Origin of the sequence: Streptococcus sp. HMSC10A01 (genome assembly GCF_001807785.1) — a bacterium.
Lineage (GTDB): Bacteria > Bacillota > Bacilli > Lactobacillales > Streptococcaceae > Streptococcus > Streptococcus gordonii.
The window spans coordinates 1-24,402 of sequence record NZ_KV790977.1 but is presented as its reverse complement, the minus strand read 5'-3'; the positions used below and the strand labels follow the sequence as shown (position 1 = coordinate 24,402).

Annotated in this window: 29 protein-coding genes and 1 other annotated feature; of the genes, 6 read left to right on the top strand and 23 right to left on the bottom strand. The window is 43.1% G+C overall.

Annotated features, from left to right (window positions below; translation table 11 throughout):
* The first annotated feature begins 93 nt into the window (after nucleotides 1–93).
* The gene (locus HMPREF3108_RS06415) at nucleotides 94–819 is read left to right on the top strand and encodes a 16S rRNA pseudouridine(516) synthase (protein WP_070493912.1); all 726 of its coding nucleotides are present in this window, start codon (nucleotides 94–96) and stop codon (nucleotides 817–819) included.
* A 174-nt stretch (nucleotides 820–993) separates the two neighbouring features.
* Here the strand turns inward: HMPREF3108_RS06415 and HMPREF3108_RS06410 are convergent, their stop codons facing one another.
* The 3 genes from HMPREF3108_RS06410 to HMPREF3108_RS06400 form a co-directional block, all read right to left on the bottom strand.
* A complete protein-coding gene (locus tag HMPREF3108_RS06410) occupies nucleotides 994–1,380 on the bottom strand; it encodes a rhodanese-like domain-containing protein (protein ID WP_371106295.1) in 387 nt (128 codons plus the stop codon).
* Entirely contained in the window at nucleotides 1,368–1,592 is a 225-nt protein-coding gene (locus HMPREF3108_RS06405; protein ID WP_041789586.1) for a YqgQ family protein, read from the bottom strand. The genes HMPREF3108_RS06410 and HMPREF3108_RS06405 overlap by 13 nt, the downstream gene beginning before the upstream one ends.
* Nucleotides 1,593–1,770: 178 nt before the next feature.
* A complete protein-coding gene (locus tag HMPREF3108_RS06400; RefSeq protein WP_008809115.1) occupies nucleotides 1,771–2,286 on the bottom strand; it encodes a Dps family protein in 516 nt (171 codons plus the stop codon).
* A 168-nt stretch (nucleotides 2,287–2,454) separates the two neighbouring features.
* On the opposite strand from HMPREF3108_RS06400, the gene HMPREF3108_RS06395 reads away from it, so the two are divergent.
* Nucleotides 2,455–3,117: a prepilin peptidase gene (locus HMPREF3108_RS06395; protein ID WP_070493910.1), complete on the top strand. Its 663-nt coding sequence runs from the start codon at nucleotides 2,455–2,457 to the stop codon at nucleotides 3,115–3,117.
* On the opposite strand, the gene trpA is transcribed toward HMPREF3108_RS06395, so the two are convergent.
* The 15 genes from trpA to HMPREF3108_RS06320 form a co-directional block, all read right to left on the bottom strand.
* A complete protein-coding gene (gene trpA / locus HMPREF3108_RS06390; RefSeq protein WP_070493907.1) occupies nucleotides 3,086–3,865 on the bottom strand; it encodes a tryptophan synthase subunit alpha in 780 nt (259 codons plus the stop codon). The genes HMPREF3108_RS06395 and trpA overlap by 32 nt on opposite strands.
* Nucleotides 3,858–5,081, bottom strand: coding sequence for a tryptophan synthase subunit beta (gene trpB / locus HMPREF3108_RS06385; RefSeq protein WP_070493904.1), 1,224 nt, complete (start codon nucleotides 5,079–5,081; stop codon nucleotides 3,858–3,860). Before trpB (HMPREF3108_RS06385) ends, trpA begins: the two co-directional genes overlap by 8 nt.
* Nucleotides 5,071–5,658, bottom strand: a complete 588-nt coding sequence (locus tag HMPREF3108_RS06380) for a phosphoribosylanthranilate isomerase (RefSeq protein WP_070493901.1) — start codon at nucleotides 5,656–5,658, stop codon at nucleotides 5,071–5,073. Before HMPREF3108_RS06380 ends, trpB (HMPREF3108_RS06385) begins: the two co-directional genes overlap by 11 nt.
* Entirely contained in the window at nucleotides 5,645–6,412 is a 768-nt protein-coding gene (gene trpC, locus HMPREF3108_RS06375; RefSeq protein ID WP_070493898.1) for an indole-3-glycerol phosphate synthase TrpC, read from the bottom strand. Before trpC ends, HMPREF3108_RS06380 begins: the two co-directional genes overlap by 14 nt.
* Nucleotides 6,409–7,413: an anthranilate phosphoribosyltransferase gene (trpD, locus tag HMPREF3108_RS06370; protein ID WP_061597635.1), complete on the bottom strand. Its 1,005-nt coding sequence runs from the start codon at nucleotides 7,411–7,413 to the stop codon at nucleotides 6,409–6,411. Before trpD ends, trpC begins: the two co-directional genes overlap by 4 nt.
* Nucleotides 7,414–7,423: 10 nt before the next feature.
* A complete protein-coding gene (locus tag HMPREF3108_RS06365) occupies nucleotides 7,424–7,987 on the bottom strand; it encodes an aminodeoxychorismate/anthranilate synthase component II (protein WP_061597636.1) in 564 nt (187 codons plus the stop codon).
* Nucleotides 7,984–9,342, bottom strand: coding sequence for an anthranilate synthase component I (gene trpE / locus HMPREF3108_RS06360; protein ID WP_070493895.1), 1,359 nt, complete (start codon nucleotides 9,340–9,342; stop codon nucleotides 7,984–7,986). The genes HMPREF3108_RS06365 and trpE overlap by 4 nt, the downstream gene beginning before the upstream one ends.
* A 395-nt stretch (nucleotides 9,343–9,737) precedes the next feature.
* Nucleotides 9,738–10,919: a tryptophan synthase subunit beta gene (trpB, locus tag HMPREF3108_RS06355; protein ID WP_008809124.1), complete on the bottom strand. Its 1,182-nt coding sequence runs from the start codon at nucleotides 10,917–10,919 to the stop codon at nucleotides 9,738–9,740.
* A 61-nt stretch (nucleotides 10,920–10,980) separates the two neighbouring features.
* Nucleotides 10,981–11,216: a binding site (T-box leader), on the bottom strand.
* 69 nt (nucleotides 11,217–11,285) lie between these two features.
* Complete coding sequence (locus HMPREF3108_RS06350) at nucleotides 11,286–11,825, bottom strand: VanZ family protein (RefSeq protein ID WP_048777968.1); 540 nt, start codon at nucleotides 11,823–11,825, stop codon at nucleotides 11,286–11,288.
* Nucleotides 11,812–12,900 (bottom strand): dual-specificity RNA methyltransferase RlmN, encoded by a 1,089-nt coding sequence (gene rlmN, locus HMPREF3108_RS06345; RefSeq protein WP_048777970.1) that lies wholly within the window; start codon nucleotides 12,898–12,900, stop codon nucleotides 11,812–11,814. The genes HMPREF3108_RS06350 and rlmN overlap by 14 nt, the downstream gene beginning before the upstream one ends.
* Before the next feature lie 9 nt (nucleotides 12,901–12,909).
* On the bottom strand, nucleotides 12,910–13,446 hold the full coding sequence (locus tag HMPREF3108_RS06340; protein ID WP_048777975.1) for a YutD family protein: 537 nt from the start codon (nucleotides 13,444–13,446) through the stop codon (nucleotides 12,910–12,912).
* Nucleotides 13,447–13,618: 172 nt separating this feature from the next.
* Nucleotides 13,619–14,662, bottom strand: coding sequence for a SepM family pheromone-processing serine protease (locus HMPREF3108_RS06335; protein WP_070493892.1), 1,044 nt, complete (start codon nucleotides 14,660–14,662; stop codon nucleotides 13,619–13,621).
* On the bottom strand, nucleotides 14,649–15,143 hold the full coding sequence (gene coaD, locus HMPREF3108_RS06330; protein ID WP_070493889.1) for a pantetheine-phosphate adenylyltransferase: 495 nt from the start codon (nucleotides 15,141–15,143) through the stop codon (nucleotides 14,649–14,651). Before coaD ends, HMPREF3108_RS06335 begins: the two co-directional genes overlap by 14 nt.
* Complete coding sequence (gene rsmD, locus HMPREF3108_RS06325) at nucleotides 15,133–15,681, bottom strand: 16S rRNA (guanine(966)-N(2))-methyltransferase RsmD (protein ID WP_176744522.1); 549 nt, start codon at nucleotides 15,679–15,681, stop codon at nucleotides 15,133–15,135. The genes coaD and rsmD overlap by 11 nt, the downstream gene beginning before the upstream one ends.
* Before the next feature lie 72 nt (nucleotides 15,682–15,753).
* Nucleotides 15,754–16,242, bottom strand: a complete 489-nt coding sequence (locus HMPREF3108_RS06320; RefSeq protein WP_070493883.1) for a YcxB family protein — start codon at nucleotides 16,240–16,242, stop codon at nucleotides 15,754–15,756.
* A gap of 142 nt (nucleotides 16,243–16,384) precedes the next feature.
* Here HMPREF3108_RS06320 and HMPREF3108_RS06315 point away from each other — a divergent pair, with 142 nt between their 5' ends.
* The 4 genes from HMPREF3108_RS06315 to HMPREF3108_RS06300 are packed head-to-tail and all read left to right on the top strand — an operon-like array spanning nucleotide 16,385 to nucleotide 19,123.
* Nucleotides 16,385–17,062: a helix-turn-helix domain-containing protein gene (locus HMPREF3108_RS06315; protein ID WP_070493880.1), complete on the top strand. Its 678-nt coding sequence runs from the start codon at nucleotides 16,385–16,387 to the stop codon at nucleotides 17,060–17,062.
* Nucleotides 17,063–17,065: 3 nt separating this feature from the next.
* Entirely contained in the window at nucleotides 17,066–18,481 is a 1,416-nt protein-coding gene (locus HMPREF3108_RS06310) for a Y-family DNA polymerase (protein WP_070493877.1), read from the top strand.
* A complete protein-coding gene (locus tag HMPREF3108_RS06305; protein ID WP_070493874.1) occupies nucleotides 18,478–18,852 on the top strand; it encodes a hypothetical protein in 375 nt (124 codons plus the stop codon). The genes HMPREF3108_RS06310 and HMPREF3108_RS06305 overlap by 4 nt, the downstream gene beginning before the upstream one ends.
* Nucleotides 18,830–19,123 carry a DUF5960 family protein gene (locus tag HMPREF3108_RS06300; protein ID WP_070493871.1) on the top strand — a complete coding sequence of 98 codons (294 nt, stop codon included), beginning with the start codon at nucleotides 18,830–18,832 and terminating at the stop codon, nucleotides 19,121–19,123. Before HMPREF3108_RS06305 ends, HMPREF3108_RS06300 begins: the two co-directional genes overlap by 23 nt.
* An 81-nt stretch (nucleotides 19,124–19,204) precedes the next feature.
* On the opposite strand, the gene HMPREF3108_RS06295 is transcribed toward HMPREF3108_RS06300, so the two are convergent.
* The 5 genes from HMPREF3108_RS06295 to HMPREF3108_RS06275 form a co-directional block, all read right to left on the bottom strand.
* Nucleotides 19,205–19,489, bottom strand: coding sequence for a type II toxin-antitoxin system RelE family toxin (locus tag HMPREF3108_RS06295; protein WP_048775742.1), 285 nt, complete (start codon nucleotides 19,487–19,489; stop codon nucleotides 19,205–19,207).
* Entirely contained in the window at nucleotides 19,482–19,706 is a 225-nt protein-coding gene (gene relB / locus HMPREF3108_RS06290; RefSeq protein ID WP_008809136.1) for a type II toxin-antitoxin system RelB family antitoxin, read from the bottom strand. The genes HMPREF3108_RS06295 and relB overlap by 8 nt, the downstream gene beginning before the upstream one ends.
* Before the next feature lie 652 nt (nucleotides 19,707–20,358).
* Nucleotides 20,359–21,114 (bottom strand): protein NO VEIN domain-containing protein, encoded by a 756-nt coding sequence (locus tag HMPREF3108_RS06285; protein ID WP_070493868.1) that lies wholly within the window; start codon nucleotides 21,112–21,114, stop codon nucleotides 20,359–20,361.
* 69 nt (nucleotides 21,115–21,183) lie between these two features.
* Nucleotides 21,184–23,835, bottom strand: a complete 2,652-nt coding sequence (locus HMPREF3108_RS06280; protein WP_070493865.1) for a valine--tRNA ligase — start codon at nucleotides 23,833–23,835, stop codon at nucleotides 21,184–21,186.
* The coding region (locus tag HMPREF3108_RS06275; protein ID WP_239683410.1) for a restriction endonuclease subunit S at nucleotides 23,828–24,402 on the bottom strand (575 nt) is incomplete at its 5' end. The genes HMPREF3108_RS06275 and HMPREF3108_RS06280, both read right to left, overlap by 8 nt.

Below are 24,402 nucleotides of genomic sequence, written 5' to 3'. Positions count from 1 at the left end.
TGTTTTCATTGAAAAATCAGTCCTTCTCGCATTATTTGCATTTCTTACATTGAAAACTTATAATTAAGCATAAGATTATTAAAAGGAAGAACTATGCGATTAGACCGTTTGCTAGCTCAAGCATCAATTAGCCGAAAATCCATGAAACGAGCCTTGCTTCGAGGGGCTATTCTGATAGATCAGACCCCCGCTAGAAGTCTTAGCCAAAATGTAGATACTGGCCTACAAGAAATCCTCTTCGATAAACAAAAGGTTTCTGCTCCTGCTCATCGTTATTTTATGATGAATAAACCGCGAGGCTATATAACAGCCAACTCCGATGCTAGTAAAGAAACAGTAATTGATCTGATCAAAAAGGAAGACTATAGTGGAGAACTGTACTCTATTGGTCGCTTAGACCGAGATACGACTGGGCTCCTCTTAATTACTGATAATGGCCCCCTTGGCTTTCAACTACTTCACCCTCAATATCATGTAGATAAAACTTATTACGTCCAAGTCAACGGACTTCTAAATAATCAGGCTATTGAAGCCTTCCAACAAGGCGTTCGCTTCTTAGACGGCAAGGTTTGTAAGCCAGCTCAACTCACAATCCATTCTACTACACCTGTTTTGAGCACAGCTTCTGTAACTATCTCAGAGGGAAAATTTCACCAAGTAAAGAAAATGTTCCTAGCAATAGGAGTGAAAGTTACCTATCTCAAAAGAACTCATTTTGGAGATTTTCAACTCGATCCCAGTTTAGCTGAGGGAGACTATCGTTCCTTAAATCAAGATGAGCTAAAGCTTATCAAGAACTATCTAGAACTAAGTCGATAGATTATATTTTTCTAATTTCCACCTTTAATACTTGATCTCGCTTCTTGACCAACCAATTGAATCATAATCACCGATAGACGAGTGGTTCATTTGTCTAGCACCTAAGGGAGCGAGACATAATAAAAGGCACAGATTTTATCTGTGCCTTTTATATATAATATGTTTAAAGCTAAATTAACTTGTTTTAACTTTTCCCTTCCAACTATCCAGCCCATAAGACAAGATATAGATTTCAGAGAAGCCATTTTTCTTTAAGAGTAGAGCTGCATTCATTACTCGTTGACCGCGAGCATTTTCATAAAGCAAGACTGGCTTATCTTTACGAAGTGCACCCAAATTTCCTTTTAACTGTGTTGAGGGAATGTTTCGAGCCCCCAAGATATGCTTCCGATGAAAGTCAACAGGTTCCCGTAAATCCACAAGCTGACCTTGACGGATTAGGCTCGCAAATTCAGCATTTTCAACAACTTTTGCTGCTCTACGCAATCTAAAATAGTTAAAGCCCATCCAAGCCAGTATACCAGCCATAATCGCCATCAAAATCCAGGTCATTTCTTCCATTCTCCATTCTTCTCGATATATTTCAACTCTAACTGATGCTCACGGCGCAAGACTGCTTCAGCCTCTAAATATTCTAATTTGTCCATCAAGCCCGCATCGTAAATTCGCTCTAGCTCAATCTTCATCAGTTCTATATCATACAATCGCTTGCCCATATAGATTACGATGCCAAAACTTTTGAGAAATTGCTGAACATCATAAAGTGTTTTCATGTGCCTTATTGTACCAGATTTTACACATATTTTCAAGATGGAAAAATAAACAGAAAAAGCAGCTATGTCAGCTGCCTTTAAAAGAGGGGTGATAAAAAATATCTATCATTCTAGGAATAAAATTCTATAGATAAGACTCTAATCATATTTTAGAATTTTATTCCTTCTTCAAACTTTTTTACAATCCTGGTGCTTGGCCAATTTCAGCTGTCAACATCCAGATAGTCTTTTCTAAATCTGCTTTAGCCCCAACAAAGATATCATTGGTTACATCGTCACCTTCTTCGTCAGTCACATCCAGCGCTTCTTGGTATACATTTGTCAAATAGCGGAAGATTTCAATTACACGCGCTAAACTTTCTTCTACGTTTTTGCTGAATTCACCAGCTTTTTCTTCGATCTTACTATGTTGGATAAATTCTGTCAAAGTAGAGTATGGTTTACCACCCAAAGTAATCAAACGTTCGCTAACTTCATCCAAAGTTGCATCCAAAGTTTCCATGTATTCATCCATTTTTGGATGCCAAACCATGAAACCAGCACCACGCATATACCAGTGAACTTGGTGAAGAGCAATATGAGCAGTATAAAGATCTGCCACCACTTGGTTTAATACAGCCTTAGTTTTTGGCAAAGAGTTTTGGTTTACAAAAGTTGCTACATCAGTTGCAGCGGCATTTTTTACTTGAGTCATATTCTTACCTCGCTTATTTTATTTATAATCATTCTAATCTTTTTAGATTATGGTTTAATTATAATGCTTCTAAATAAGAAAGTCAAGACAAAAGATTCAAAAAAAGACTTTATTAGAAAAGTTGCAAAATTTCAGAATTTTTCTGTTTAAAATTACGAATAAATAAGTATGATTCACCTATACTTTTTTCTTGTTGGTACCGTCTTTGCCTCATTCCTAGGCTTGGTCATCGACCGCTTCCCAGAGCAGTCTATCATCACACCAGCTAGTCATTGTAATGCCTGTGGGAAAAGACTGGCCCCTCGTGACTTGATTCCTATTGTTTCCCAAGTCTTGAACCGTCTTCGCTGTCGCTTCTGTGGAGACAAGATTCCCTTACGCTATTTATTTTTTGAATGTATTTTGGGCGGTCTTTTTCTGGCAACTTCACTTGGTACAATTTCTATCAGTCAACTCCTGCTACTTACCATGGGCTTGACCCTAGCCATCTACGATCAAAGAGAGCTGCAATACCCCTTAATGATCTGGTTAGTTTTTCAGCTCTTGTTGCTAATGACAGCAGGCATCAATCTTCTCATGCTCTTCTTTTTAGCCTTAGGACTTCTAGCCTTCTTTTACAATCTTCGTATTGGTGCTGGTGACTTTCTTTTCCTTGCTTCCTGTTCAGCCATTTTCAGTCTGACGGAGATCCTCATTCTTATTCAAATTGCTAGCTTCTCCGGTCTCACTTGCTTTTGCTTTAAAAAGAAAAAAGACAGGCTGGCATTTGTACCCTGTCTTTTGTTTGGTGTGTTGGTTCTTATTTCTTATAAGCTGCTGCTTCTTGGATAAAGGCTGCGATACTGTCATCCTTTTCATGAAGAGCTTTGACAATCTTAGATCCGACAATGACTCCGTCTGAGACTTGATTGAAGCGGCCAACATCCTCTAAAGTCGAAACGCCAAAACCTGTCAGCACTGGAATCTCAGCAATATCATGGAGCTTGCTCAAATGCTGGTCCAAATCATTGCGGTAGCTTCCGCTCTTACCTGTCACACCGTTGATGGCTACAGCATAGATAAAACCTTCAGCTTCCTTGATCAACTCCTGCTGACGTTCTAGTCCAGTCGTCAGGCTCACTAAAGGAATAAGAGCAAGATCTGAATCTTCCAGTAAAGGCAAGATGAAATTTCTATGCTCATAGGGCAGATCAGGAATGATCAATCCTTTAACTGGTGTCGTAGCCAAATCCTTGACAAAATCTTTGAGCCCGTACTGGAAAATAGGATTGAAGTAGGTCATGATGATGAGAGGCAGCTGAGTGTCCAACTTCTGCAAGCTTGCGACTAAAGACTTGGCGGAAGTATGGTGACCCAGACTTCTCAGACCAGCTTCTTCAATAACTGGCCCATCTGCAACAGGGTCTGAAAATGGCAGGCCGATTTCAATGGCTGACACGCCCAAGTTTTCCAAAAATGCGATAGTTTCTGGCAAACCTGCTAAACCTTTCTCGTGGTCCCCAGCCATGATATAAGGAAGGAAAATTCCCTTACCTGATTTTTTGATGGCTTCTAAATGCTGAGTGAGTGTTTTAGTCATGGGCACCTCCTTTTTGACCAGCTTCTCTTTCCAAGCGTTCCTTTACCTGAACGACATCCTTGTCACCACGGCCGGATAGGCAGACAATCATTGATTTTTCTGGTCCCAACTCCTTAGCCAGCTTAACTGCATAAGCAATAGCGTGGCTAGACTCTAGAGCAGGGATAATCCCTTCGATACGAGACAAGAGCTGAAAGGCTTCCAAAGCTTCTTCATCCGTTACTGGAACATAAGTGGCGCGCTGGATAGCATTAAAATGAGAATGTTCAGGACCGATGCCCGGATAGTCCAGCCCGGCAGAGATAGAGAAGGCTTCCAAAATCTGCCCTTGCTCATCCTGCAAGACATCCATCAAGGCACCGTGTAAAACACCTGGCCGGCCCTTGGTTAAGGTCGCAGCATGTTCATCTGTATCGATGCCTCGCCCAGCTGCTTCTGTTCCATACATGGCAACTGTGCTATCGTCAACAAAGGGATAAAAGAGGCCAATAGCATTGGAACCACCGCCAACGCAGGCGACTAAAGCATCAGGTAAGGCACCTTCATTTTGCACAGCAAACTGGCGCTTGGCCTCACGACCAATCACACTCTGATAGTCGCGGACAATCTCTGGGAAAGGATGGGGTCCCAAGGCTGAGCCCATAATATAGTGAGTATCATCGACCTGAGCCACCCAAGCTCGCAAGGCAGCATTGACTGCATCCTTGAGAACTCGAGAGCCATCGGTCACTGACTCCACCTTAGCTCCAAGAAGTTCCATCCGAAAGACATTGAGGGCTTGGCGCTTGACATCTTCTTCGCCCATATAGATAGTACAGTCCATGTTGAAAAGGGCTGCAGCTGTGGCGGTGGCCACTCCATGCTGACCCGCACCAGTCTCGGCAATGATTTTCTTTTTGCCCATCCGCTTGGCTAATAGGACCTGGCCTAGAGCATTATTGATTTTATGGGCCCCAGTATGGTTGAGGTCTTCCCGCTTCAGATAAATCTTAGCACCGCCAGCATAGGCTGTCAGATTTTTAGCGAAATAGAGAGGATTCTCCCGCCCTACATATTGCTTTAGCAACTCGTCCAGCTCAGCCTGAAAGGCTGGGTCTTTTTTACTCTCACGGTAGGCTTTGTCTAGCTCTAAAACTGCTGTCATCAGCGTTTCTGGAACAAAACGTCCACCAAACTCACCATAAAATCCTTCTTGATTGGGTTGATTATATGCCATCTTTCACTCTTTCTATAAATTCTTTTATCTTTTCTAAGTCCTTCTGGCCGTCAGTCTCGACCCCGCTAGAGACATCAACTGCGTAAGGGGCAAAGTGCTGAATAGCTTCTCGGACATTTTCTACATTCAAACCACCGGCGATAAAGAAGGGCTGGTGGATTTGACCTTTATCAAAAACTTGCCAGTCAAAGGTCTGACCACTACCTGCAAGAGGGGCATCAAAGAGCAGGTAGTCCGCCTGTTGGCTGACATCTTTTAACGCTCCTTTGACCTGATAAGCTCGAATAACCGGCCGGCCGATCTGAGTCAGAAGATCTTCATCAAAATCACCATGAATCTGCACCAAATCCAGATTTGCCGCTGAAATAGCTTCCTGCAGCTCTGCCAAGCTCGGAGAGACGAAAACTCCTACCTTTCGGACAGCAGGTGGCACCAAGGCAGCTAGCTCCTGAGCTTGCTCCAAACTAACCCTCCGACGACTCTCAGCAAAAACAAATCCAATGTAATCCGCACCAGCCTGGCATGCCGTTTCCACAGCACTGGCCGTTGATAAGCCGCAAATCTTAACCTTTGTCAATTTTCAGCTCCTTGATTTTTTCTGCCACATTCTCAGCCTGCATCAGGGCTGTTCCGACTAAAACCGCATGGAAATAAGGAGCTACTAGCTCAGCATCTTCCTTGCTAAATATAGCGGACTCAGACACGTAAACCCTGTCATCTTTGAAATGGGCAGATAGCTGAAGACTTGTATTGATATCAGTCTCAAAAGTAACTAGATTGCGGTTATTGACACCGATTATCTGTGCTCCTATTCTATGGGCAATTTCCAGCTCCGCCAGATTATGGGTTTCGACCAGAACTTCCAAACCTAAACCTGTCGCAAAATCATAGAGTTCTTGCAGTCGCTTTTCAGGCAAGGTAGCCACAATCAAGAGAATAACTGTCGCTCCTGCATTGCGGGCGCGAACAATCTGTTTTTCATCAATAATAAAGTCCTTATTGAGGGTTGGAATGGTCACTCGGCTGGAAATCTCTCTCAGGTAATCCAGATGTCCTTTGAAGAAAATCTCATCTGTCAGGACCGAAATCATGGCTGCACCGCATCGTTCATAGGTGCGAGCCTGTTCCACAATATCCACACCGAGATTAATATCTCCCAGACTGGGGCTGGCTTTTTTTACCTCAGCAATCAGCTGCAGCTCTTGAGGATGACTTTTGAGATACTCATAGAGGGAATAGGTCGAACGCAGAGGTTGCAGTTCTTCATAGGACATGGCTGCCACTTCCTGCTCTTTTTGCTCTAGAATCATCGGGAGAAATTCTTTGCTCATTTCTGATACTCCTGTAGTTGCTTGAGTTTTTCATAGGCTGCGCCGCTAGCAATCACTTGGCGGGCCAAAGCTATTCCTTCTTCTATGCTGTCTGATTTCCCATTAGCATAGAAGCCCAATCCCGCATTCAGCACTGTCGTTTCTAGATAGGGACTGGCTTGATTTTGCAGGACAGATAGCAGAATTTCTGCATTTTCCTTGGCATTGCCTCCGCGAATCGCTTCAAGAGGTATCTCTCTCATGCCAATATCTGACGGCAGAAAGCTGTGCAGGCTGATTTGACCATTTTCCAGCAGAGCATACTGGGTACGGCCATGGAGACCCGCCTCGTCCAGACCATCTGGACCCGACACGACTACTGCACGTTTGCGTCCCATATTTTTCAAAACTTCTGCCGTACTCTCTAGCATATCCGGTCGGCTGGTCCCCAAAAGCTGAGTTTCTAGACTCATGGGATGGATGAGTGGACCAGTTAGGTTCATGATAGTGGGAATGCCTAAGCTAAGACGGGCTGGCATGATGTATTTCATGGCTGGGTGCATATTCTTTGCAAAGAGAAAGACGATACCTGTCTGCTCAAAAACCTTGCCCAAGCTAACCGCGTCCAAGTCTAGATTGATACCAAGAGCTTCTAACACATCAGCTGAACCTGACTTAGAAGAAATGGAGCGATTGCCGTGCTTAGCCATCTTAACTCCGCCACCGGCTAGTACAAAAGCTGCAGTAGTCGAAACATTGAAGCTGAAAGACTTGTCCCCGCCCGTACCGCAATTGTCCATAGCAGTGCGAATAGTGGTCGGGATCTGCTTAGCATGGCCTCGCATTACCTGAGCCAAAGCCGTTCGTTCCTCAATCGTCTCCCCCTTCATCTTGAGTCCCAGTAAGAAGGCTGCAATTTGGGACTCTGCCACCTGCCCAGTGACAATACGCTCGATCACATCTGTCATCTCAGCGCTACTTAAATCCTTAAAATCAGCTAGTTTTGCAATAATCTCTTTCATACATCCTCCTTTACTTTACTAAGTCAATGAAATTCTTGATAGACGACAAGCCGTCCGGCGTGCCGATACTTTCTGGATGATACTGAAAACCATAAATAGGCAGACTCTTGTGCTGGATAGCCATAATCGAGTTATCATCGGCTGCCCGAGCCGTCACTTCAAAGTCCTCCGGCATCTCTTCAATCAAAATCGAATGATAGCGCATGACCGGCTGCCCATCCTCTATTCCTTGATAAATTGGAGATTTTCCCTCAAAGCGCAGAATACTTTGTTTGCCGTGCATGACTTTGGGAGCCAAACCTAGCTTTCCGCCAAATACTTCTGCAATGGCTTGGTGCCCCAAGCAAATCCCCAAAATCGGTTTCTTACCAGCAAAATCTCGAATAAGTTCTTCCATCCGTCCTGCATCTGCTGGCCAGCCTGGACCTGGAGACAGCACCAAAGCATCTGCTTCTTCTGCTGCTTGATAAAGGCCTGCATCATCATTTCGCAAGACCTTAACTTCTGCGAAATTGCCGATATACTGGGCTAAATTGTAAGTAAAAGAATCATAATTATCAATCAATAAAATCATTGCATCTCTCCTATCTTGGTCATTGATTTGGCCTTGTTGATGGTTTCTTGGTATTCGTTAGCAGGGATCGAGTCATAAACAATACCCGCTCCAGCTTGAACGTAAGCTCTGCCATTTTTCAAAACCATGGTGCGGATAGCGATGGCAAAATCCATATCCCCTGTCGCAGACAGATAGCCGATAGCCCCCGCATACACGCCACGTTTTTCCTGTTCCAGCTCATAGATTCGCTTCATGGCCCGAATCTTAGGCGCGCCCGAGACGGTGCCGGCCGGCAGGGTTGACTTGAGTGCATCCATAGCTGTCAGTTGAGGCAGAAGCTGGCCACGGACCACACTGGTCAGGTGCATGACATAGCGGAAATACTCTACTTCCATGTATTTAGTGACTTCCACGCTGTTATTCTGAGCAATTTTACCGATATCATTACGCCCCAAATCAACTAACATGCGGTGTTCCGCCACTTCCTTCTCGTCAGCCAGGAACTCCTCTGCCAAGGCTTTATCTTCTCTTTCATCCTTCCCACGCGGTCTGGTTCCAGCGATAGGATTGGTTGTAACCTGACCTTGCTTGACAGACACCAGACTTTCTGGGCTGGCTCCGATAATCTGATAATCCCCGAAGTCATAAAAGTAGAGATAGTTGGAAGGGTTGGTCACACGCAGATTGCGATAGTAATCCAGTGGCCTACCAGAATACTCTGCTGAAAAGCGTTGACTGAGCACACATTGGAACATGTCTCCCTGCCGAATCAAGCTACGCGCTTCTTCCACCATTTTTTCAAAAGCTGCCTGCTCGATATGACTCTGGAAGTTTAAACTGGACAGTTCCAGTGGTGAAAATTCATCTACCGCAGGCTGCGCCAGCTCAGCCATGATACGCTCCAGACTAGCAGCCAAATCAGCTTCGCTTCTATCACTGTAGAGCGCCTCCTCAAGGATATAGACCTTGTCTTTTTTATGGTCAAAAACCATGTAACTCTCATAAACGAAAAAGTGCATATCCGGCGTTCCAATCACATCAGCTGGAATCTGGCCAATCTCCTCATAGAGGGAAATCATATCGTAACCGACAAAGCCAATGGCTCCACCGCCAAAAGGCAGGTCTGAATGATGATCTTTTTTTACTGCCAACTCATGCAGATAGTCCAAGGGATCTGCCTCGATTACTTGCCCATTCTTTGTTAACTGGCCATTTTCATAGCGGACTTCAAAAACTGGATTATAAGCTAGGATAGAAAAGCGAGCTGTCTCGCTATCTCTCGGAATACTTTCCAAAATCACCTTGTGGTCACCCTGAATTCGCATATAAGCTAGGATCGGAGATAAAATATCAGCTGGTAAAATCTTTTGCATAATGTTTCTTTCTATTTAATCAGAATCGTTTAAGGATGAGCAATTTGCTAGTTATCATTCACAAGAACAGATAGCACCCGCTCACTGTCATAACTTGCTCCAGAACTACAGAAAAACGCCCGCACAGTTCATCCTGTGAGGGCGTATCATCGCGGTGCCACCTCAGTTATGGAGTATTCAGGCTCCACATCTCATTTACTTATTTACAGTCATTTATCCCTTTTAGTACAAGTCAGCATACTGGTTTATAGCAAAGTAACCTAACAAAGTAATAAAAGTTCAACTAAAGGACTAAATGTTGACTCCAACAGCCCATTTCATAACTTCTCCTGCCTGTTCTCAGCAACCACAGACTCTCTGAAAGGAGGGATGTTACTACTCTTCTGCTGGGTATTTTATTTTCGTTTTTCTAGATAGTCAGCAATGGCTGCCACATCCTTGTCTCCACGACCGGATACATTGATAATGATGATTTGGTCAGATGACAATTTTGGAGCTCGCTTGATGGCTTCAGCAATGGCGTGAGAACTTTCGATTGCCGGCAAAATTCCTTCCTTTTGTGTCAAGAGGAGCAAAGCATCTACAGCTTCATCATCTGTCGCTGCCACGTATTCTACTCGACCAGAATCTTTAAAGAAAGCATGTTCAGGACCAACTCCAGGATAGTCCAAGCCTGCTGAAATCGAGTAAACCGGCGCCACCTGACCATCTTCAGCAAAGACAGCGTAAGTCTTCATACCGTCCACTACTCCGACACTTCCCTTGGTCATGGTCGCCGCATGCTGGTCTGTATCAAGACCACGCCCGGCGGCTTCAACCCCCACTAACTTAACTTCTTCATCCGCCACATACTGAGAGAAAGCACCGATAGCATTGGATCCACCACCTACACAGGCAATGACATAATCCGGCAAGCGGCCTTCCTTGTCCAAAATCTGACGGCGAGATTCTTCACTGATCACCTTTTGGAATTCATGAACAATCGTCGGATAAGGGTGTGGACCGACAGCAGATCCCAAAACATAGAAGGCTTCCAAATCACTCATCCAAGCTCCAAAGGCTGCATCAACTGCATCCTTGAGGGTTTTGGTGCCTGTTTCCACAGCGTGAACAGTCGCTCCCATCATTTCCATACGGAAAACATTGAGGCGCTGGCGCTCTACATCCTCTGCACCCATGTAAACATCGCACTTCATACCAAACTTAGCTGCTGCTGCCGCAGTTGCTACACCATGTTGGCCGGCTCCAGTTTCAGCGATGACTCGGGTCTTGCCCATGCGCTTAGCTAGAAGAATCTGCCCCAAAACATTATTGAGCTTGTGAGAGCCCAGATGATTGAGATCTTCCCGCTTCAGATAAATCTTAGCTCCGCCCAGATGCTGGGTCAGACTTTCCGCAAAATAGAGCGGAGTTTCCCGTCCTGAATAATCTGCCAAATAATGTCGGTATTCATTTAAAAATTCTGGATCATTCTTATACTTCTCAAAAGTCACTTCCAATTCATCCAGCAAGGTTTGGATAGGCTCCGGTACAAAAGAGCCTCCGAATTGTCCAAAATATCCTTTAGTTTCTACCATCTTGATTGCCTCATTTCTTTATTTTCAAACAAAATAAAAGCCCACACACAGAAAAAATCTGTGTGAGGGCGTAAAATCGCGGTGCCACCTCAATTATGGAGCAAAGTATAGACTGCCACCATATCTCTGTCTTGTCTAACAACAAGCTGCACTGTAAGGTGTGCTCACCGAATTTTTATTGCTTCAAATTCATTTTTTACATCAGCCCACTTCATAATCCTCCACTACCTGTTTCCACCAACCACAGGCTCCCTGAAAGTAGAAAAAATTATTACTTTTCTGATGATTCATTTTATTATAGGCCTTTCTCTTTTTCTTGTCAAGAAAAAATTTAATTTTTCAACCTAAATCCGAACCTTTCTCTTGTTAATCTCTTTTGAAAGCGTCATCTTGACGATTTTTCCAGATTTTCTGACCAAGCTGAAATGCTCGCCAAGCCAGATACCCACCCAAAGTATTGGTCCAGAGATCATCAATCTCAAAGACTCGATTGGCGTTGATGAGAAGGTCCAGTAGAATCTGAGTCACTTCGATAGACAGACTCATCCCAAAGCTCAGCCATACAACCTTCTTTGTCTTCCGCAACTTCGGAAAGAGCCAAAGCAATTGAAAAATTAAGGGCGACAGCAAGAAGATATTAGCTAGATTTTGGATAAAAACCTTGACCAGCTGAATCCAAGAAGTAATCTCGCCAATATTGACAAAGGAATTAAAAGGGATTAACAAAACCACTATTCGGCCAAAATACTGGACTCCCGGTGTCTCCATTCCTGGCTCTGGAACTTGAGGAATAAAGCACAGAATGCAAAGCATCAAGAAATAGAGCCAGCTTCCTCCCACCAGCAATTTCTGCCCCTTAGCTGTCAGCTCACCGTCTGAAGTCAGATAGTTCTTAAGGCTGAACATTTTCTACCAATGCTTTCTCGCGATCACGCTTCATGGTATTAGAACGCAGCTGACCGCAGGCTGCATCAATATCCGTTCCATGTTCCTGACGGACCACACAGTTGACTCCATTTTTCTTGAGGGTATCGTAGAAGGCCATCACGCGCTCTTTGGGACTGCGGCTGTATTGGTCGTGCTCGCTAACTGGGTTATAAGGAATGAGATTGACATAAGACAGTTTCTTAATGTTCTTGAGCAGCTCAGCCAGTTCCTTTGCCTGCTCTACCCCGTCATTGACTTCATTGAGCATGATGTACTCAAAGGTCACCCGACGATTGGTCGTCTCAATATAGTATTCGATAGCTGCAAAAAGCTTTTCGATAGGGAAGGACCGGTTAATCCGCATGATGCTGGTCCGCAGATCATTATTCGGGGCATGGAGGGATACAGCTAGATTGACCTGCACACCTTCATTGGCAAAGTCACGAATCTTATGCGCCAGCCCTGAAGTTGAAACCGTGATATGGCGGGCACCGATAGCTAAACCTTTGTCATCATTGACCGTCCGGACAAACTTGAGCACATTGTCATAGTTATCAAATGGCTCGCCGATTCCCATAACCACGATATGGCTGACCCGCTCATCCTGACCACGCTCATCAAAATACTTCTGAACCAGCATAATCTGAGCAACAATTTCACCGTTGTTGAGGTCGCGTTGCTTTTTAATCAAGCCGGAAGCACAGAAGGTACAGCCAATATTGCAGCCAACCTGGGTGGTCACACAGACAGAAAGCCCATAGTGCTGGCGCATGAGTACCGTCTCAATCAGCATACCGTCCGGTAGTTCAAATAGGTATTTGACCGTACCGTCAGCAGACTCTTGTACGATACGCTGTTTAAGCGGATTGACGACAAACTGATCATTTAGCTTGGCAATCAAGTCCTTGGACAGATTGGTCATCTCTTCAAAAGACTGGACCCGCTTGCGATAGAGCCACTCCCAAATCTGGGTAGCACGGAATTTCTTTTCTCCCTGAGCTTCAGCCCATTCAATCATTTCCTGACGTGTTAAACTATAAATAGATGGTTTCATGTTTCTCCTTTATTTTTGACGGATGACAAAGTGACGATTGGCTTCTTTTGCGACTTTTTCTTTTGGTTTATTTTGACGATTATCGCGACTCTGGTCATTCCGACGTCTTGAGCGTCTAGAACGTGAGCGTTTTGAAGCTGAGCCAGAATTCTGTTCTTGCTCCCGTTTACTGCGAGATTTTTTATCAAAGGAAGCTCGCTTAGGCTGAAGATTTTCTAATACAAAGTAGGCACAGCCATAATTACAGTACTCCAGCAAATAATCTCCCAAACGACTGATTTTAAAGTCGCTTTCCTTAGCTTTTTCATCCTGATAAAAGCCTCGCAACCGTAGCTGATCATTGCCCCAATCACCGACAATAAAATCAAACTTGGTCAAAATTTCTGAAAAGCGTTGGTTAAAAGCTGTCACATCAAAGGCTTCTCGGTAGTTCTCTACCAAATTAAACTCAATCTCCTCCGTTAAGACCTGTGAACCAATCTGTTTGAACTCAGGACCAGGAAATTTATTGTAATTATAAAGCTCTGGAGCAATTTCTTTGCGCATATATTTTCTCACTTCTATCTAGATAACTCCTCTATTATACTACAAAAACAGGCAGATTTTAAGCTTTTACCCTTAAAAAGTCATTTCTGAGAAAAGTCAGATAATTTCTCTAATTTGACAAATAAGACTTCCATCAAAAAAATAAAGCTGAGACAAGACTGCCTCAGCTTTATTATTTATTGTTCTTAAGATAATCAATGGCATCCTGTAAGGTTTTAACAGGAACAATTTTCATATCTGTTTTAATCTTTTTAGCAGCCTCAACTGCTGTTTCATAGTTCGTCTTTGCTTTTGGATCGATTTTTTTCATTTCTTTTGTTACAGGATTATTGGGAGCAAAGAAGATGCTGGCACCACTTTTAGCAGCTGAGACGACTTTCTTATCAATCCCTCCAATATCACCAACTTCTCCATCACGATTGATACTTCCAGTACCTGCAATCACACGTCCATCTCGTAAGGTTGGATCTGCAAGTTGTGTATAGATTGACAAGCTAAACATGAGACCCGCACTAGGTCCTCCAATGCCTTCTGTAGTAAATTGAATCGGAATGTTACTAGTAACTTCTGTTCTATCGATTAAGCTAATACCGATTCCGTTTTTACCATTTTCTAGCTTAATAATCTTTCCAGTCGCTGATTTTTCTTGGCCATCTTCCTGGTAAGTGACCTTAACCTTATCTCCTAATTTCTGCGAATTAACATATTTCACCAATTCTTCTGAACTGTCAAAAGTCTTGTCATTAACTCCCGTCACCGTGTCCGCAATATTCAAAATTCCCTTAAAAGTCGAATCTTTTGCGACTTGCAAAACATAGACGCCCAGATATTTCATGCTAATATCTTTTCCAGCTGTTTTCAAGCCTTGGTACTTAGCCATGTTTTGGGATGTTTCCATATAAAACTGATTGATTCGGATAAATTCTTGGTCCGATGATCCACCAGTCATTTCTTCGGCAGAGTAAATATCCGTGAAATCAGTCAGCCACGCATAAACCAGATGAGCAAAGGTTGCTCGTTGGACTCCAACTGTTACAAACTCGTAAGACCCAGCTTCCTTATCTTCCTTATTATCAACCAGCAAGACCTTTCGAATATCTTCTGCACCGCCAGGAACTTCAATATAGTATGGTAAAGGAACCGTCAAAGATACGACAAGCAAAATCAAGCTTGAAAAAATAATAATGGGCCATTTATAAACACTAATTTTTTTCATAAGTTCTTCTTTCTAATTCTTTGATTACACTTTGGGGCACATAGGCCGCGATATCCTGCTGAAAAGCAATCAGCTCACGAATACGTGATGAACTGATATGCCGATAGGCTGGTTTGCTGAGCAAGAAAATCGTTTCTAGCTCTCCTGCCAACTCGCGATTAAAGAAATTCATATCAGCTTCATAATCCAAGTCTTGGCTGTTACGAAGCCCACGCACAAAAACTTTAGCTCTCAGTCTTCTGGCTACTGTCACTGCCAGTTCATTCTGCGAAGTGATGACTTCCACATTATCCAAATGTTCTAGCGCTTCTTTGACCATCCGTTCTCGAGCTTCAATCCTGAAAAATCCAGACTTTTCCCGATTATAGAAAATTCCTACATAGAGTTTATCAAAGAGCCTACTGGCCCGCTCGATCAGATCTACATGCCCCTTAGTGATCGGGTCAAAAGATCCTGTGAATAATCCTATCTTATCTGACATACACCGTCACCTTTGAAATTCCATATATCTTCTGTTTCCAAATTCCCAGCCCTGCAATTTCTTCTGGTAATTCCACATCCTTGTCTGTCTCACAGACCACTAGGACATCCTGACTCAAGAGCTGACGCTCCTCTAGCTTCTCAAGGTCTGCTACAATCTGCTCCTTGGCATAAGGCGGATCCAAGAGAACTAAGTCAAAAGTACCTGTCAACATTTCCAAAGCTCGGCCAGACTCCATCTTGAGCAAGTCAAAACGTGTGGCCTCCTTAGTCATCTGGATGTTCTCTGAAATAATAACCTGAGCTCTGCGATCCTTTTCAACTAAGACAGCTTTCTCCATACCTCGCGAAATAGCTTCAATGGCCAAACTCCCGCTCCCGGCATAAAGATCCAGCACTCGGCCACCGTCAAAATAGGGACCAATCATATTAAAAATTGCCCCCTTAACCTTATCGGTTGTAGGCCTAGTCGTCTTGCCATCCAAAGTCTTGAGGGGCCTGCCCCCGTATTTACCTGCAACAACTCTCATAAAGAGTATTATAACATAACTAGCCTCTAGCAGGCCAATCTTTTGAAAATTAAGCAGATAAAAAACAGAAGTAGATGAATATCAAAGACTTCTGTTTTCTTTTAATTTCAGTAAAAAATCAATTAATTCAGGCTGGCAATCTGCCTTATCCAAGATTAGTCCCATTGACCGACCAACCATGATGTAAAAACTCTCTGGCTTATCCAAAATCGCCACAATATCCTGATAGTTATATCGGGAGGTATGATTGCGATTAAGGACTTGAAAATCCCTCTCATAGAAGTTAAACTCCTGCTCCAAATCATGCCAGAGAGGGTTATCCTTATAGAGCTTGAGGAATTGTTGGTTAAAAGAACGATAGAGTAAAAAAGGCATAATCGGCATGAAAATGAAAATACCAATAGCTGGCAAAGGCTCCCTAAAAAATAGACAGACCAATCCCACTGCTAACAAAGCCACTTCACCAACGATCAGAGGCAAGAGCCCTGTCTTTCGATACCAAAAATTGGCCCAAGCGAAACGGCGATAAGCTTCTTCTGTCATGGTCGTTTTTGCTGTCATTGGAAACATCGCTCTACCTCCAGGTTATATTTCTCCCTACAGTTTACCATACTCTTGCAAGAAATAACAATACTCGATAAAGAACTTGCTTTTCTCGATTTCATCTGTTATACTATACGTAACTTTTAAAACGTTACATAGGAGGTGTGATATGTTTTCGCATGAAAAATTAAAAAAACGCCGGCTGGAACTTAATCTGACTCAGTCTTCCATTTACCAAGAGCTTGGAATTTCCAGAAAGACTTACTCTGCTTGGGAAAATGGTCTAGCAGAACCCCACGCAAAAAATCTCAGGAGGTTGGCCACCTGTCTCAAGGTCCAAGAGAACTACTTTGTGGATGAGACCAGTGCGCTCTACACCTACCCTTTACTAACTGCACCACATAAAAAAGAAGTAGACCAGTTCGCTAGTCGGCTCCTAGAGAGACAGCGTAAGATTAGCTCCCTTACAGCCTATAAGGTTCTATCCGTTGAGCTGGCTGCAGGTCGCGGTCACAGTTATTATGACAATGAAACAGACTACGAAACTGTCTACTTTGATCAAGATATCCAGCACGACTTTGCATCCTGGGTCTCTGGGGATTCTATGGAACCCAAGTATCCCAATGGCTCTGTTGCCCTTATGAAACAGACAGGATTCGACTACGATGGGGCAGTCTATGCTCTTATGTGGAATGGTAAGACCTATATCAAAAAAGTCTACCGCGAAGCTGAAGGCCTACGCTTAGAGTCTATCAATCCTGACTACGAGGATCTCTTTGCTCCCTATGAAGACCAACCTACTATTGTTGGTATCGTAGTTGGACATTTTCTGCCGATTGAGGTGTAAGTGATGGTCCTATTTGATTATTCACGCGAGCCTCGTTCTGACATCGCTTTTGTGGATATGAAAAGTTTTTATGCCTCTTGCGAATGCATTGCTCTTGGCCTTGACCCTTTAAAAACCTCGCTCTGTGTCATGAGCCGAATTGAAAATTCTGCCGGACTGATACTAGCTGCCACCCCTCTCTTTAAAAAGAATTTCGGTAGCCAAAATGTCAGCCGAAGCTATAATCTTCCTTTTGATGTCCACACCCGTAAGTTCAACTATGCTGCTGCCCGCAAGCAGGGACTACCTATTACAGCAGATTATGTGCGCTTTATCGAAGACGCTGCTCAAAAGACCTTATTGGTTCCACCTCGGATGAACTACTACATCCAGAAAAATATGGAAATTCAAAAAATTTTCCAGGATTTCGCAGCTCCCGATGATATTTTCCCCTACTCAATCGATGAGGGCTTCCTAGATTTGACAAGTTCTATCAACTACTTCATTCCAGATCAGACGCTGGACCGCAGGACCAAACTGGACCTGCTGGCTGCCCGCATTCAACAGGCTATCTGGAAGAAGACTGGGATTTATGCCTCTATCGGCCTGAGCAACGCCAATCCTCTTCTCGCCAAGCTAGCCTTGGACATTGAAGCCAAACACACAAAAAAGATGCGGGTCAACTGGTCCTATGAAGATGTTCCCAGCAAGGTTTGGACCATTCCGACAATAACTGATTTTTGGGGCATCGGCCACCGAACTGCCACTCGTCTTAAGAAGCTAGGCATCCATTCCATTTATGATTTAGCTCACTTTAACCCCGACATCCTCAAAAAAGAAATGGGGGTCATGGGCCTGCAGCTTTGGTTTCACGCTCACGGCATTGATGAAAGCAATGTGCACAAGCCTTATCAGGTCAAGTCACACGGCCTAGGGAATTCGCAAATTCTTCCCCGAGACTATAGACAGCAGGCAGAGATTGAGCTCGTTTTCCGAGAAATGGCTGAGCAAGTCGCCATTCGTCTCAGACGCTCTGGTAAGAAATGCCAGCGTGTCTCCATCTATGCCCGCTATTCCAAGCAGGAGCTCCTGCCTTCCATTCATACACAGAAAAAAATTGAGCCTACCGATAACAGCGATCGACTGGCTCAAATCGTGGTTCAGCTTTTTCGCTCCAAATATCAGGGTGGGGCTATTCGACAGATTGGCGTTTTTTACAGTGACTTTGTCGATCAAGGCTATGGTCTGATTTCTCTCTTTGACGATCCCCTGCAAATTCAAAAAGAAGAGGACCTCCAACTGACAATCGACCACATCAGAGATCGCTTCGGCTTTGCCTCTTTGCTTAAGGGATCAGCCTTACTAGACTCCTCCCGTGCCATCGCTCGAAGCAAGCTAACTGGAGGCCATTCTGCTGGAGGGTTGGAGGGCTTATCATGACCGACCGCTCCTACCTCCCCTATCAGTCGGCACGTGACTTTCAGGATCGGGGCATGGCTAAATGGGCTGGCTTTTTTCTCTCTGAACACAGCACTGCTCTAGCCAAAAAAGAACTAGATATCAGTCGCCTGACCCAGCTTGATAGACAGGAGAAGTTCCAGATGCTAAACCAAGCCTACAGCCAGCAAGTTCCCATCCGAATCACCTTTCTTAATCAGGAAAAGCTGACCGACGTTACTGCTACTGTCTTCCATCTGGACTGCAAGCAGGTCCTCCTGCAGGAAGGTGACCATTACAAAGGCCTTGCTATCCATCAGATTCTTTCGATACAAGCTTCAGGAGACGCAGATGACTACTCAGAATCTACATGAGGAACTTCAATTTGACTATTTTTCCCAGAATTACTATCAATTCCAAGAAGATTTTTATCAATTCTCCAATCTTCCCCAGCCTCTGATGGCCATGGAAAACGATATCCTCCGCCATATGGCCAGCCGCCAAGTCACTTATTTCAAACTCTCTAAGGCTAAAAGTTTAGATAAGGAAGACCATTACTTCCACTTTACCATCAGCCGTCCAGACCAGGCAAAGCGACTCTGCATTTACCACTATCAAGGCCAAACAGAAGATATAAAGCAATAAGCTCCCAAACTAAGTCTGGGAGCTTATTATATTGGGCTAATCAGCATGATATAAATAATCTTGCCTTGCTAAAATTAAGTTTTAATCTTCTCCTTTAAAGTTATAGACTTCCGAACGTTTCGCTACATGAATATTCAGAATCACGAAATCCTCCTCATCAACCTTAGCAATAATCCGATAAGATCCCACACGAAAGCGCACATAACCCGAAAGGTTGCCTGACAAATATTTCCCTGGCGCCCTAGGAAAGTCGACATTTACCAGATGTTTATCAATCCACTTGGCAATGACCTTCTGTGTCCCCCTATCCAACTTATCCATGGCCTTGAAAAAAGTTGAGGCATAACGAACCTGATATCTAGCCATATCGCTTCATCATCTCATCATGAGAGTATGTTTCTTGGCCATTATCTAGCCACTCCTGCATCGCCAGATCAGCTTCTTGGATATCATAAAGATCCTCTAACTTTTCTGCCAAAACCTGAGCAATAAACTCCGACTTAGAGATATTATGGGAACTCGTCCATAAAGTCAGCTTTTCATTTAACTCATCTGATAAACGGACTGAAGTTGGTACAGCCATGAAATGACTCCTTTTAAAATTGGTTTTCTTTTGTAGTTACATTTTACTACAACCTAGAATAAAAAACAAGTTGGATAGATCTATCTTATAATTTGTGAAAACTTAGAAAAGCCAAGTATAATTAAACATCCTTTGAAGATTATTTGAGATGTGAGAAATTTTTTGATGAAACAGGAATAGGAGAGACATGTATCTGTACTCCAAAATTTAATTGGCTAACTTTTTAGGGTCTGTAATACCTTAATTTAAATTTTTTATAATACGCTTCCGTTCCTCATCAATAATATCAATTGCTTCATCTATCTCATTTTGAGAAAATTCTATTTTTGAATCGCCATTATCAATAGTATTATACATAATTTCTTCTTTAATTTTGAATAAATTTTCTCGTCATAACCAGCATCACCACTATCAGCTGGTTCGGATTTTGTTTGTAAGTAATAATATCTAGTATATTGATTATCTTCTAGACCTAGTCTATGAATTCTATACCGATACTGTAAGATAAAAGTTAAATTGAAATTATACTCAAAGTACAGAGCATCATGTACTTCCCTGTGAAGAGATACTGATTTCCCTAGGATTTGAGGATTTAATATCATACGATAACCAGCCATATTTCTATGCTTATAAATCTATAAATATTAAACGACTAGTACAAGTCTTCTAAACTTCTATATTCTATGATTTCACTTTTGACAATATTTTTTTCAAATTCAAAATGCTTCAAAGGATTATCGATTAATACTAACTTTGGAATGTCATCTAGATTGGTGACCAAGGATAATACAAAATCTGATTGAAACTCTTTTGCTTTCTCAAATTCTCTGGCTGTCGAACGAACACGTCCCTTAGATTTTCGAATCCCTTTAACCTCAGCAAGGTAAGAATGTTCTTGAACATCTACTTGGAAATCATATCCATCACCATAAAGACGGGCATCGGTCAATTGTCCACCTTGAAATTTTTCTTCTTTATCATAATGGAGTATAAAATAATTCTCTGCTTCCATTCCAGTTTCTTGTAGTCGTTTGAATTTAGTTCGGACTATTGGCTTTTCAATGATGGTTATACCTGTTTTCTTCCCTCCGCTTGCAAGCAGCATTTTAACTATTTCTGCATAGCTGTGAACATCTTCGTTCCCAAACATCATGTCAATTAAATCTTTTCTAAAACGGTATACTTCAGCTTTTTGCCACCAACCTTTTCGATTGTTCTCAAAATAGGGGTCGAATAAATCCATTCTATTTTTGACTACACCAGTTGTTTCTGCGATACCTAAAGAAACTATATAGCGATAAAACTCAGATTTACTAGCACATTGAAATTCTTTTATAAAAAGTTTGTCAAACTTGGCAAGACCGTAGCCAAGTAAATTTAACAATTCATAATGAGGGTGTTTAGACATCACTTTCTCCATCAATAGATATTGATTTCATTATACCAAAAAACACGGTTTATCACCGTGTTTCTATGTTTATTTCACCAACTTCTTCATCTCATCAATACGTGCGACGGTCGCGTCGTACTTAGCTTGGTAGTCGGCTTGTTTGTCGCGTTCTTTTTGGACGACTTCTGGTTTAGCGTTGGCTACGAAGCGTTCGTTAGAGAGCTTCTTACCAACCATATCCAGTTCTTTTTGCCATTTAGCGAGTTCCTTGTCGAGTCGAGCGAGTTCTTCTTCGACATTGAGGAGGTCTGCCAGTGGCAAGTAGATTTCTGCTCCTGTGATGACGCTTGACATAGCAAGTTCAGGTGCAGGGATGGTTGAGGCAATTTCCAAGTGTTCTGGATTTGTGAAGCGTTTGATGTAGTTGACATTGCTATTAAAGAAGGCTTCCAAGTCACTATCGCTTGTCTTAACAAGGATGGTGATTGGCTTACTTGGTGCAACGTTCACTTCCGCACGGGCATTACGAACGGCGCGGATCAAGTCTTTGAGGCTTTCAACACCAGTGTGAGCAGCAAGGTCTTCAAAGGATGGGTTGACAGTTGGGTAAGCTGCTGTAACGATAGAGCCTTCTGAGATTTGGCCAAAGATTTCCTCTGTCACGAATGGCATGATTGGGTGGAGGAGACGAAGGATCTTGTCCAAAGTATAAAGGAGAACAGAACGTGTGATGACTTTCTCTTCTTCGTTATCGCTATAAAGAACTTCCTTGGTCAACTCAACGTACCAGTCCGCAAACTCATCCCAGATGAAGTTGTAGAGGATGTGACCAGCTACACCAAACTCAAACTTATCAAAGTTTTCAGTGACTTTTCCGATGGTTTCATTGAGGTTATGGAGAATCCAGCGGTCAGTGACATTTCCAGCTTCTTTGTTGACAACTTTTTCAACATTGGCAGTTGCTTGTTCGAGGGTCAAGCCCTCATTGTTCATGAGGATGTAGCGAGAGATGTTCCAAATCTTGTTAATAAAGTTCCAAGAAGCATCCATTTTCTCGTAAGAGAAGCGCACGTCTTGCCCCGGTGCAGAACCGTTTGATAGGAACCAACGAAGGCTATCTGTTCCGTATTTATCAATAACATCCATTGGATCAATCCCGTTACCAAGAGACTTGGACATCTTACGTCCTTGCTCGTCACGAATGAGACCGTGAATCAAGGCATTTTTGAATGGCGACTTGCCAGTAAATTCCAAACCTTGGAAAATCATCCGAGAAACCCAGAATGGGATAATATCATAACCAGTCACCAAGGTTGATGTTGGATAATAACGCTTGAAGTCTTCTGAGTCCACATCCGGCCAGCCCATGGTTGAGAATGGCCAAAGGGCAGAACTGAACCAAGTGTCCAAGACGTCTTCGTCCTGAGTCCAACCGTCACCTTCCGGTGCTTCTTCGCCCACATAGATTTCACCTTCAGCATTGTACCAAGCAGGGATTTGGTGACCCCACCAGAGCTGACGTGAGATAACCCAGTCGTGGACATTTTCCATCCATTGGAGGAAGGTGTCATTGAAACGAGGTGGGTAGAATTCAACCTTGTCCTCTGTATCTTGGTTGGCAATAGCATTTTTCGCCAATTGGTCCATTTTCACGAACCATTGCGTAGACAAGCGTGGCTCAACCACAACACCTGTACGCTCTGAGTGACCAACACTGTGGACACGTTTTTCGATTTTAACAAGGGCACCGATTTCTTCCAATTTAGCAACGACTGCCTTACGAGCTTCAAAACGGTCCATGCCTGCAAATTCGAAGGCAAGCTCATTCATAGTTCCGTCGTCGTTCATGACGTTGACTTGCGGCAAGTTGTGGCGTTGACCAACCAAGAAGTCGTTTGGATCGTGGGCAGGTGTGATTTTCACGACACCAGTACCAAACTCAGGATCAGCGTGCTCGTCCCCAACAATTGGAATCAATTTATTAGCAATTGGCAGAATAACGTTTTTACCAATCAAGTCCTTGTAGCGTGGGTCTTCTGGATTGACCGCAACGGCCACATCCCCAAACATAGTCTCAGGACGAGTGGTAGCTACTTCAAGGGCGCGTGAGCCATCTTCCAGTATGTAGTTCATGTGGTAGAAAGCACCTTCGACATCCTTGTGAATCACCTCAATATCTGAAAGGGCTGTGCGGGCTGCTGGGTCCCAGTTGATAATAAATTCACCACGGTAGATCCAGCCTTTCTTGTATAGGTCCACAAAGACCTTGCGAACAGCTTTTGACAAGCCTTCGTCAAGCGTGAAACGCTCGCGAGAGTAGTCTACAGAGAGACCCATCTTCCCCCATTGTTCCTTGATGGTAGTCGCATATTCGTCTTTCCATTCCCAGACTTTATCTAGGAATCTCTCACGACCAAGGTCATAACGGCTAATGCCCTCACCACGCAAGCGCTCCTCAACCTTGGCCTGAGTCGCAATCCCAGCGTGGTCCATACCAGGAAGCCAAAGCGTATCAAAACCTTGCATACGTTTTTGACGGATGATGATATCTTGCAGAGTCGTGTCCCATGCGTGACCAAGGTGGAGTTTCCCAGTTACGTTTGGTGGTGGAATCACGATTGAATAAGGCTTAGCCTTTTGATCGCCTGAAGGCTTGAAAACATCCGCATCAAGCCATTTTTGATAACGCCCAGCCTCAACCTCGGCTGGATTGTATTTAGGTGAAAGTTCTTTAGACATGTGTGTTCTCCTTGTTTAAGTAGTTCAATATCTTAAAAATTTGTTCTAACTCTTGTTTTTGCATATAAGAAGTCATATAGTCATAATCTTGTAAGCCAGTTTCAGCAACTGGTAACATAATCTTTTGACGTTTCATGCGTTCGCCATTGAATTTATAACCATAAGCATACTTGATTTTTTGCGACAGAATCATTTGTTTCAAGAAAAGATAGGTATATTTATTTCCGTATATTTCATCTTTCCATTTCAATCGTTTGACATCATCAGAAAAAATGGCTTCGTAGGGATGATAGAAATTCTCAACGACACTACCATTGTAATTCACACCAAGTACATTTACATCAAGACTTTTATTTTTATTAGATACAAAGGCTGTAACCCCATTATCGCTATCGCTAGCACCTACAAATGGTCTCAATCCAATTTCTTGATTTGCTTTTGTCAAACGAACGCCCGATTTAATCTCACAAACATCCTCAATCCAGAAATCTTTCCAAGAAATTTCACAAACTTTTTCTTCAAGAATGTTCTTCACTCTGATATATATATATATATATATATATATAT

Coding starts and splice junctions, on each gene's coding strand:
- HMPREF3108_RS06405 (WP_041789586.1), bottom strand. CDS start 1,592: ATGAAAACACTTTATGATGTTCAGCAATTTCTCAAAAGTTTTGGCATC.
- rlmN (WP_048777970.1), bottom strand. CDS start 12,900: ATGAAACCATCTATTTATAGTTTAACACGTCAGGAAATGATTGAATGG.
- relB (WP_008809136.1), bottom strand. CDS start 19,706: ATGGCTGTACCAACTTCAGTCCGTTTATCAGATGAGTTAAATGAAAAG.
- HMPREF3108_RS06335 (WP_070493892.1), bottom strand. CDS start 14,662: ATGAAAAAAATTAGTGTTTATAAATGGCCCATTATTATTTTTTCAAGC.
- HMPREF3108_RS06310 (WP_070493877.1), top strand. CDS start 17,066: ATGGTCCTATTTGATTATTCACGCGAGCCTCGTTCTGACATCGCTTTT.
- trpB (WP_070493904.1), bottom strand. CDS start 5,081: ATGGCATATAATCAACCCAATCAAGAAGGATTTTATGGTGAGTTTGGT.
- HMPREF3108_RS06295 (WP_048775742.1), bottom strand. CDS start 19,489: ATGGCTAGATATCAGGTTCGTTATGCCTCAACTTTTTTCAAGGCCATG.
- coaD (WP_070493889.1), bottom strand. CDS start 15,143: ATGTCAGATAAGATAGGATTATTCACAGGATCTTTTGACCCGATCACT.
- trpE (WP_070493895.1), bottom strand. CDS start 9,342: ATGCAAAAGATTTTACCAGCTGATATTTTATCTCCGATCCTAGCTTAT.
- trpD (WP_061597635.1), bottom strand. CDS start 7,413: ATGAAAGAGATTATTGCAAAACTAGCTGATTTTAAGGATTTAAGTAGC.
- HMPREF3108_RS06285 (WP_070493868.1), bottom strand. CDS start 21,114: ATGTCTAAACACCCTCATTATGAATTGTTAAATTTACTTGGCTACGGT.
- HMPREF3108_RS06315 (WP_070493880.1), top strand. CDS start 16,385: ATGTTTTCGCATGAAAAATTAAAAAAACGCCGGCTGGAACTTAATCTG.
- HMPREF3108_RS06350 (WP_048777968.1), bottom strand. CDS start 11,825: ATGTTCAGCCTTAAGAACTATCTGACTTCAGACGGTGAGCTGACAGCT.
- trpB (WP_008809124.1), bottom strand. CDS start 10,919: ATGGTAGAAACTAAAGGATATTTTGGACAATTCGGAGGCTCTTTTGTA.
- HMPREF3108_RS06305 (WP_070493874.1), top strand. CDS start 18,478: ATGACCGACCGCTCCTACCTCCCCTATCAGTCGGCACGTGACTTTCAG.
- HMPREF3108_RS06365 (WP_061597636.1), bottom strand. CDS start 7,987: ATGATTTTATTGATTGATAATTATGATTCTTTTACTTACAATTTAGCC.
- HMPREF3108_RS06395 (WP_070493910.1), top strand. CDS start 2,455: ATGATTCACCTATACTTTTTTCTTGTTGGTACCGTCTTTGCCTCATTC.
- HMPREF3108_RS06300 (WP_070493871.1), top strand. CDS start 18,830: ATGACTACTCAGAATCTACATGAGGAACTTCAATTTGACTATTTTTCC.
- HMPREF3108_RS06410 (WP_371106295.1), bottom strand. CDS start 1,380: ATGGAAGAAATGACCTGGATTTTGATGGCGATTATGGCTGGTATACTG.
- HMPREF3108_RS06340 (WP_048777975.1), bottom strand. CDS start 13,446: ATGCGCAAAGAAATTGCTCCAGAGCTTTATAATTACAATAAATTTCCT.
- HMPREF3108_RS06320 (WP_070493883.1), bottom strand. CDS start 16,242: ATGTTTCCAATGACAGCAAAAACGACCATGACAGAAGAAGCTTATCGC.
- HMPREF3108_RS06415 (WP_070493912.1), top strand. CDS start 94: ATGCGATTAGACCGTTTGCTAGCTCAAGCATCAATTAGCCGAAAATCC.
- HMPREF3108_RS06400 (WP_008809115.1), bottom strand. CDS start 2,286: ATGACTCAAGTAAAAAATGCCGCTGCAACTGATGTAGCAACTTTTGTA.
- trpA (WP_070493907.1), bottom strand. CDS start 3,865: ATGACTAAAACACTCACTCAGCATTTAGAAGCCATCAAAAAATCAGGT.
- trpC (WP_070493898.1), bottom strand. CDS start 6,412: ATGAGCAAAGAATTTCTCCCGATGATTCTAGAGCAAAAAGAGCAGGAA.
- HMPREF3108_RS06280 (WP_070493865.1), bottom strand. CDS start 23,835: ATGTCTAAAGAACTTTCACCTAAATACAATCCAGCCGAGGTTGAGGCT.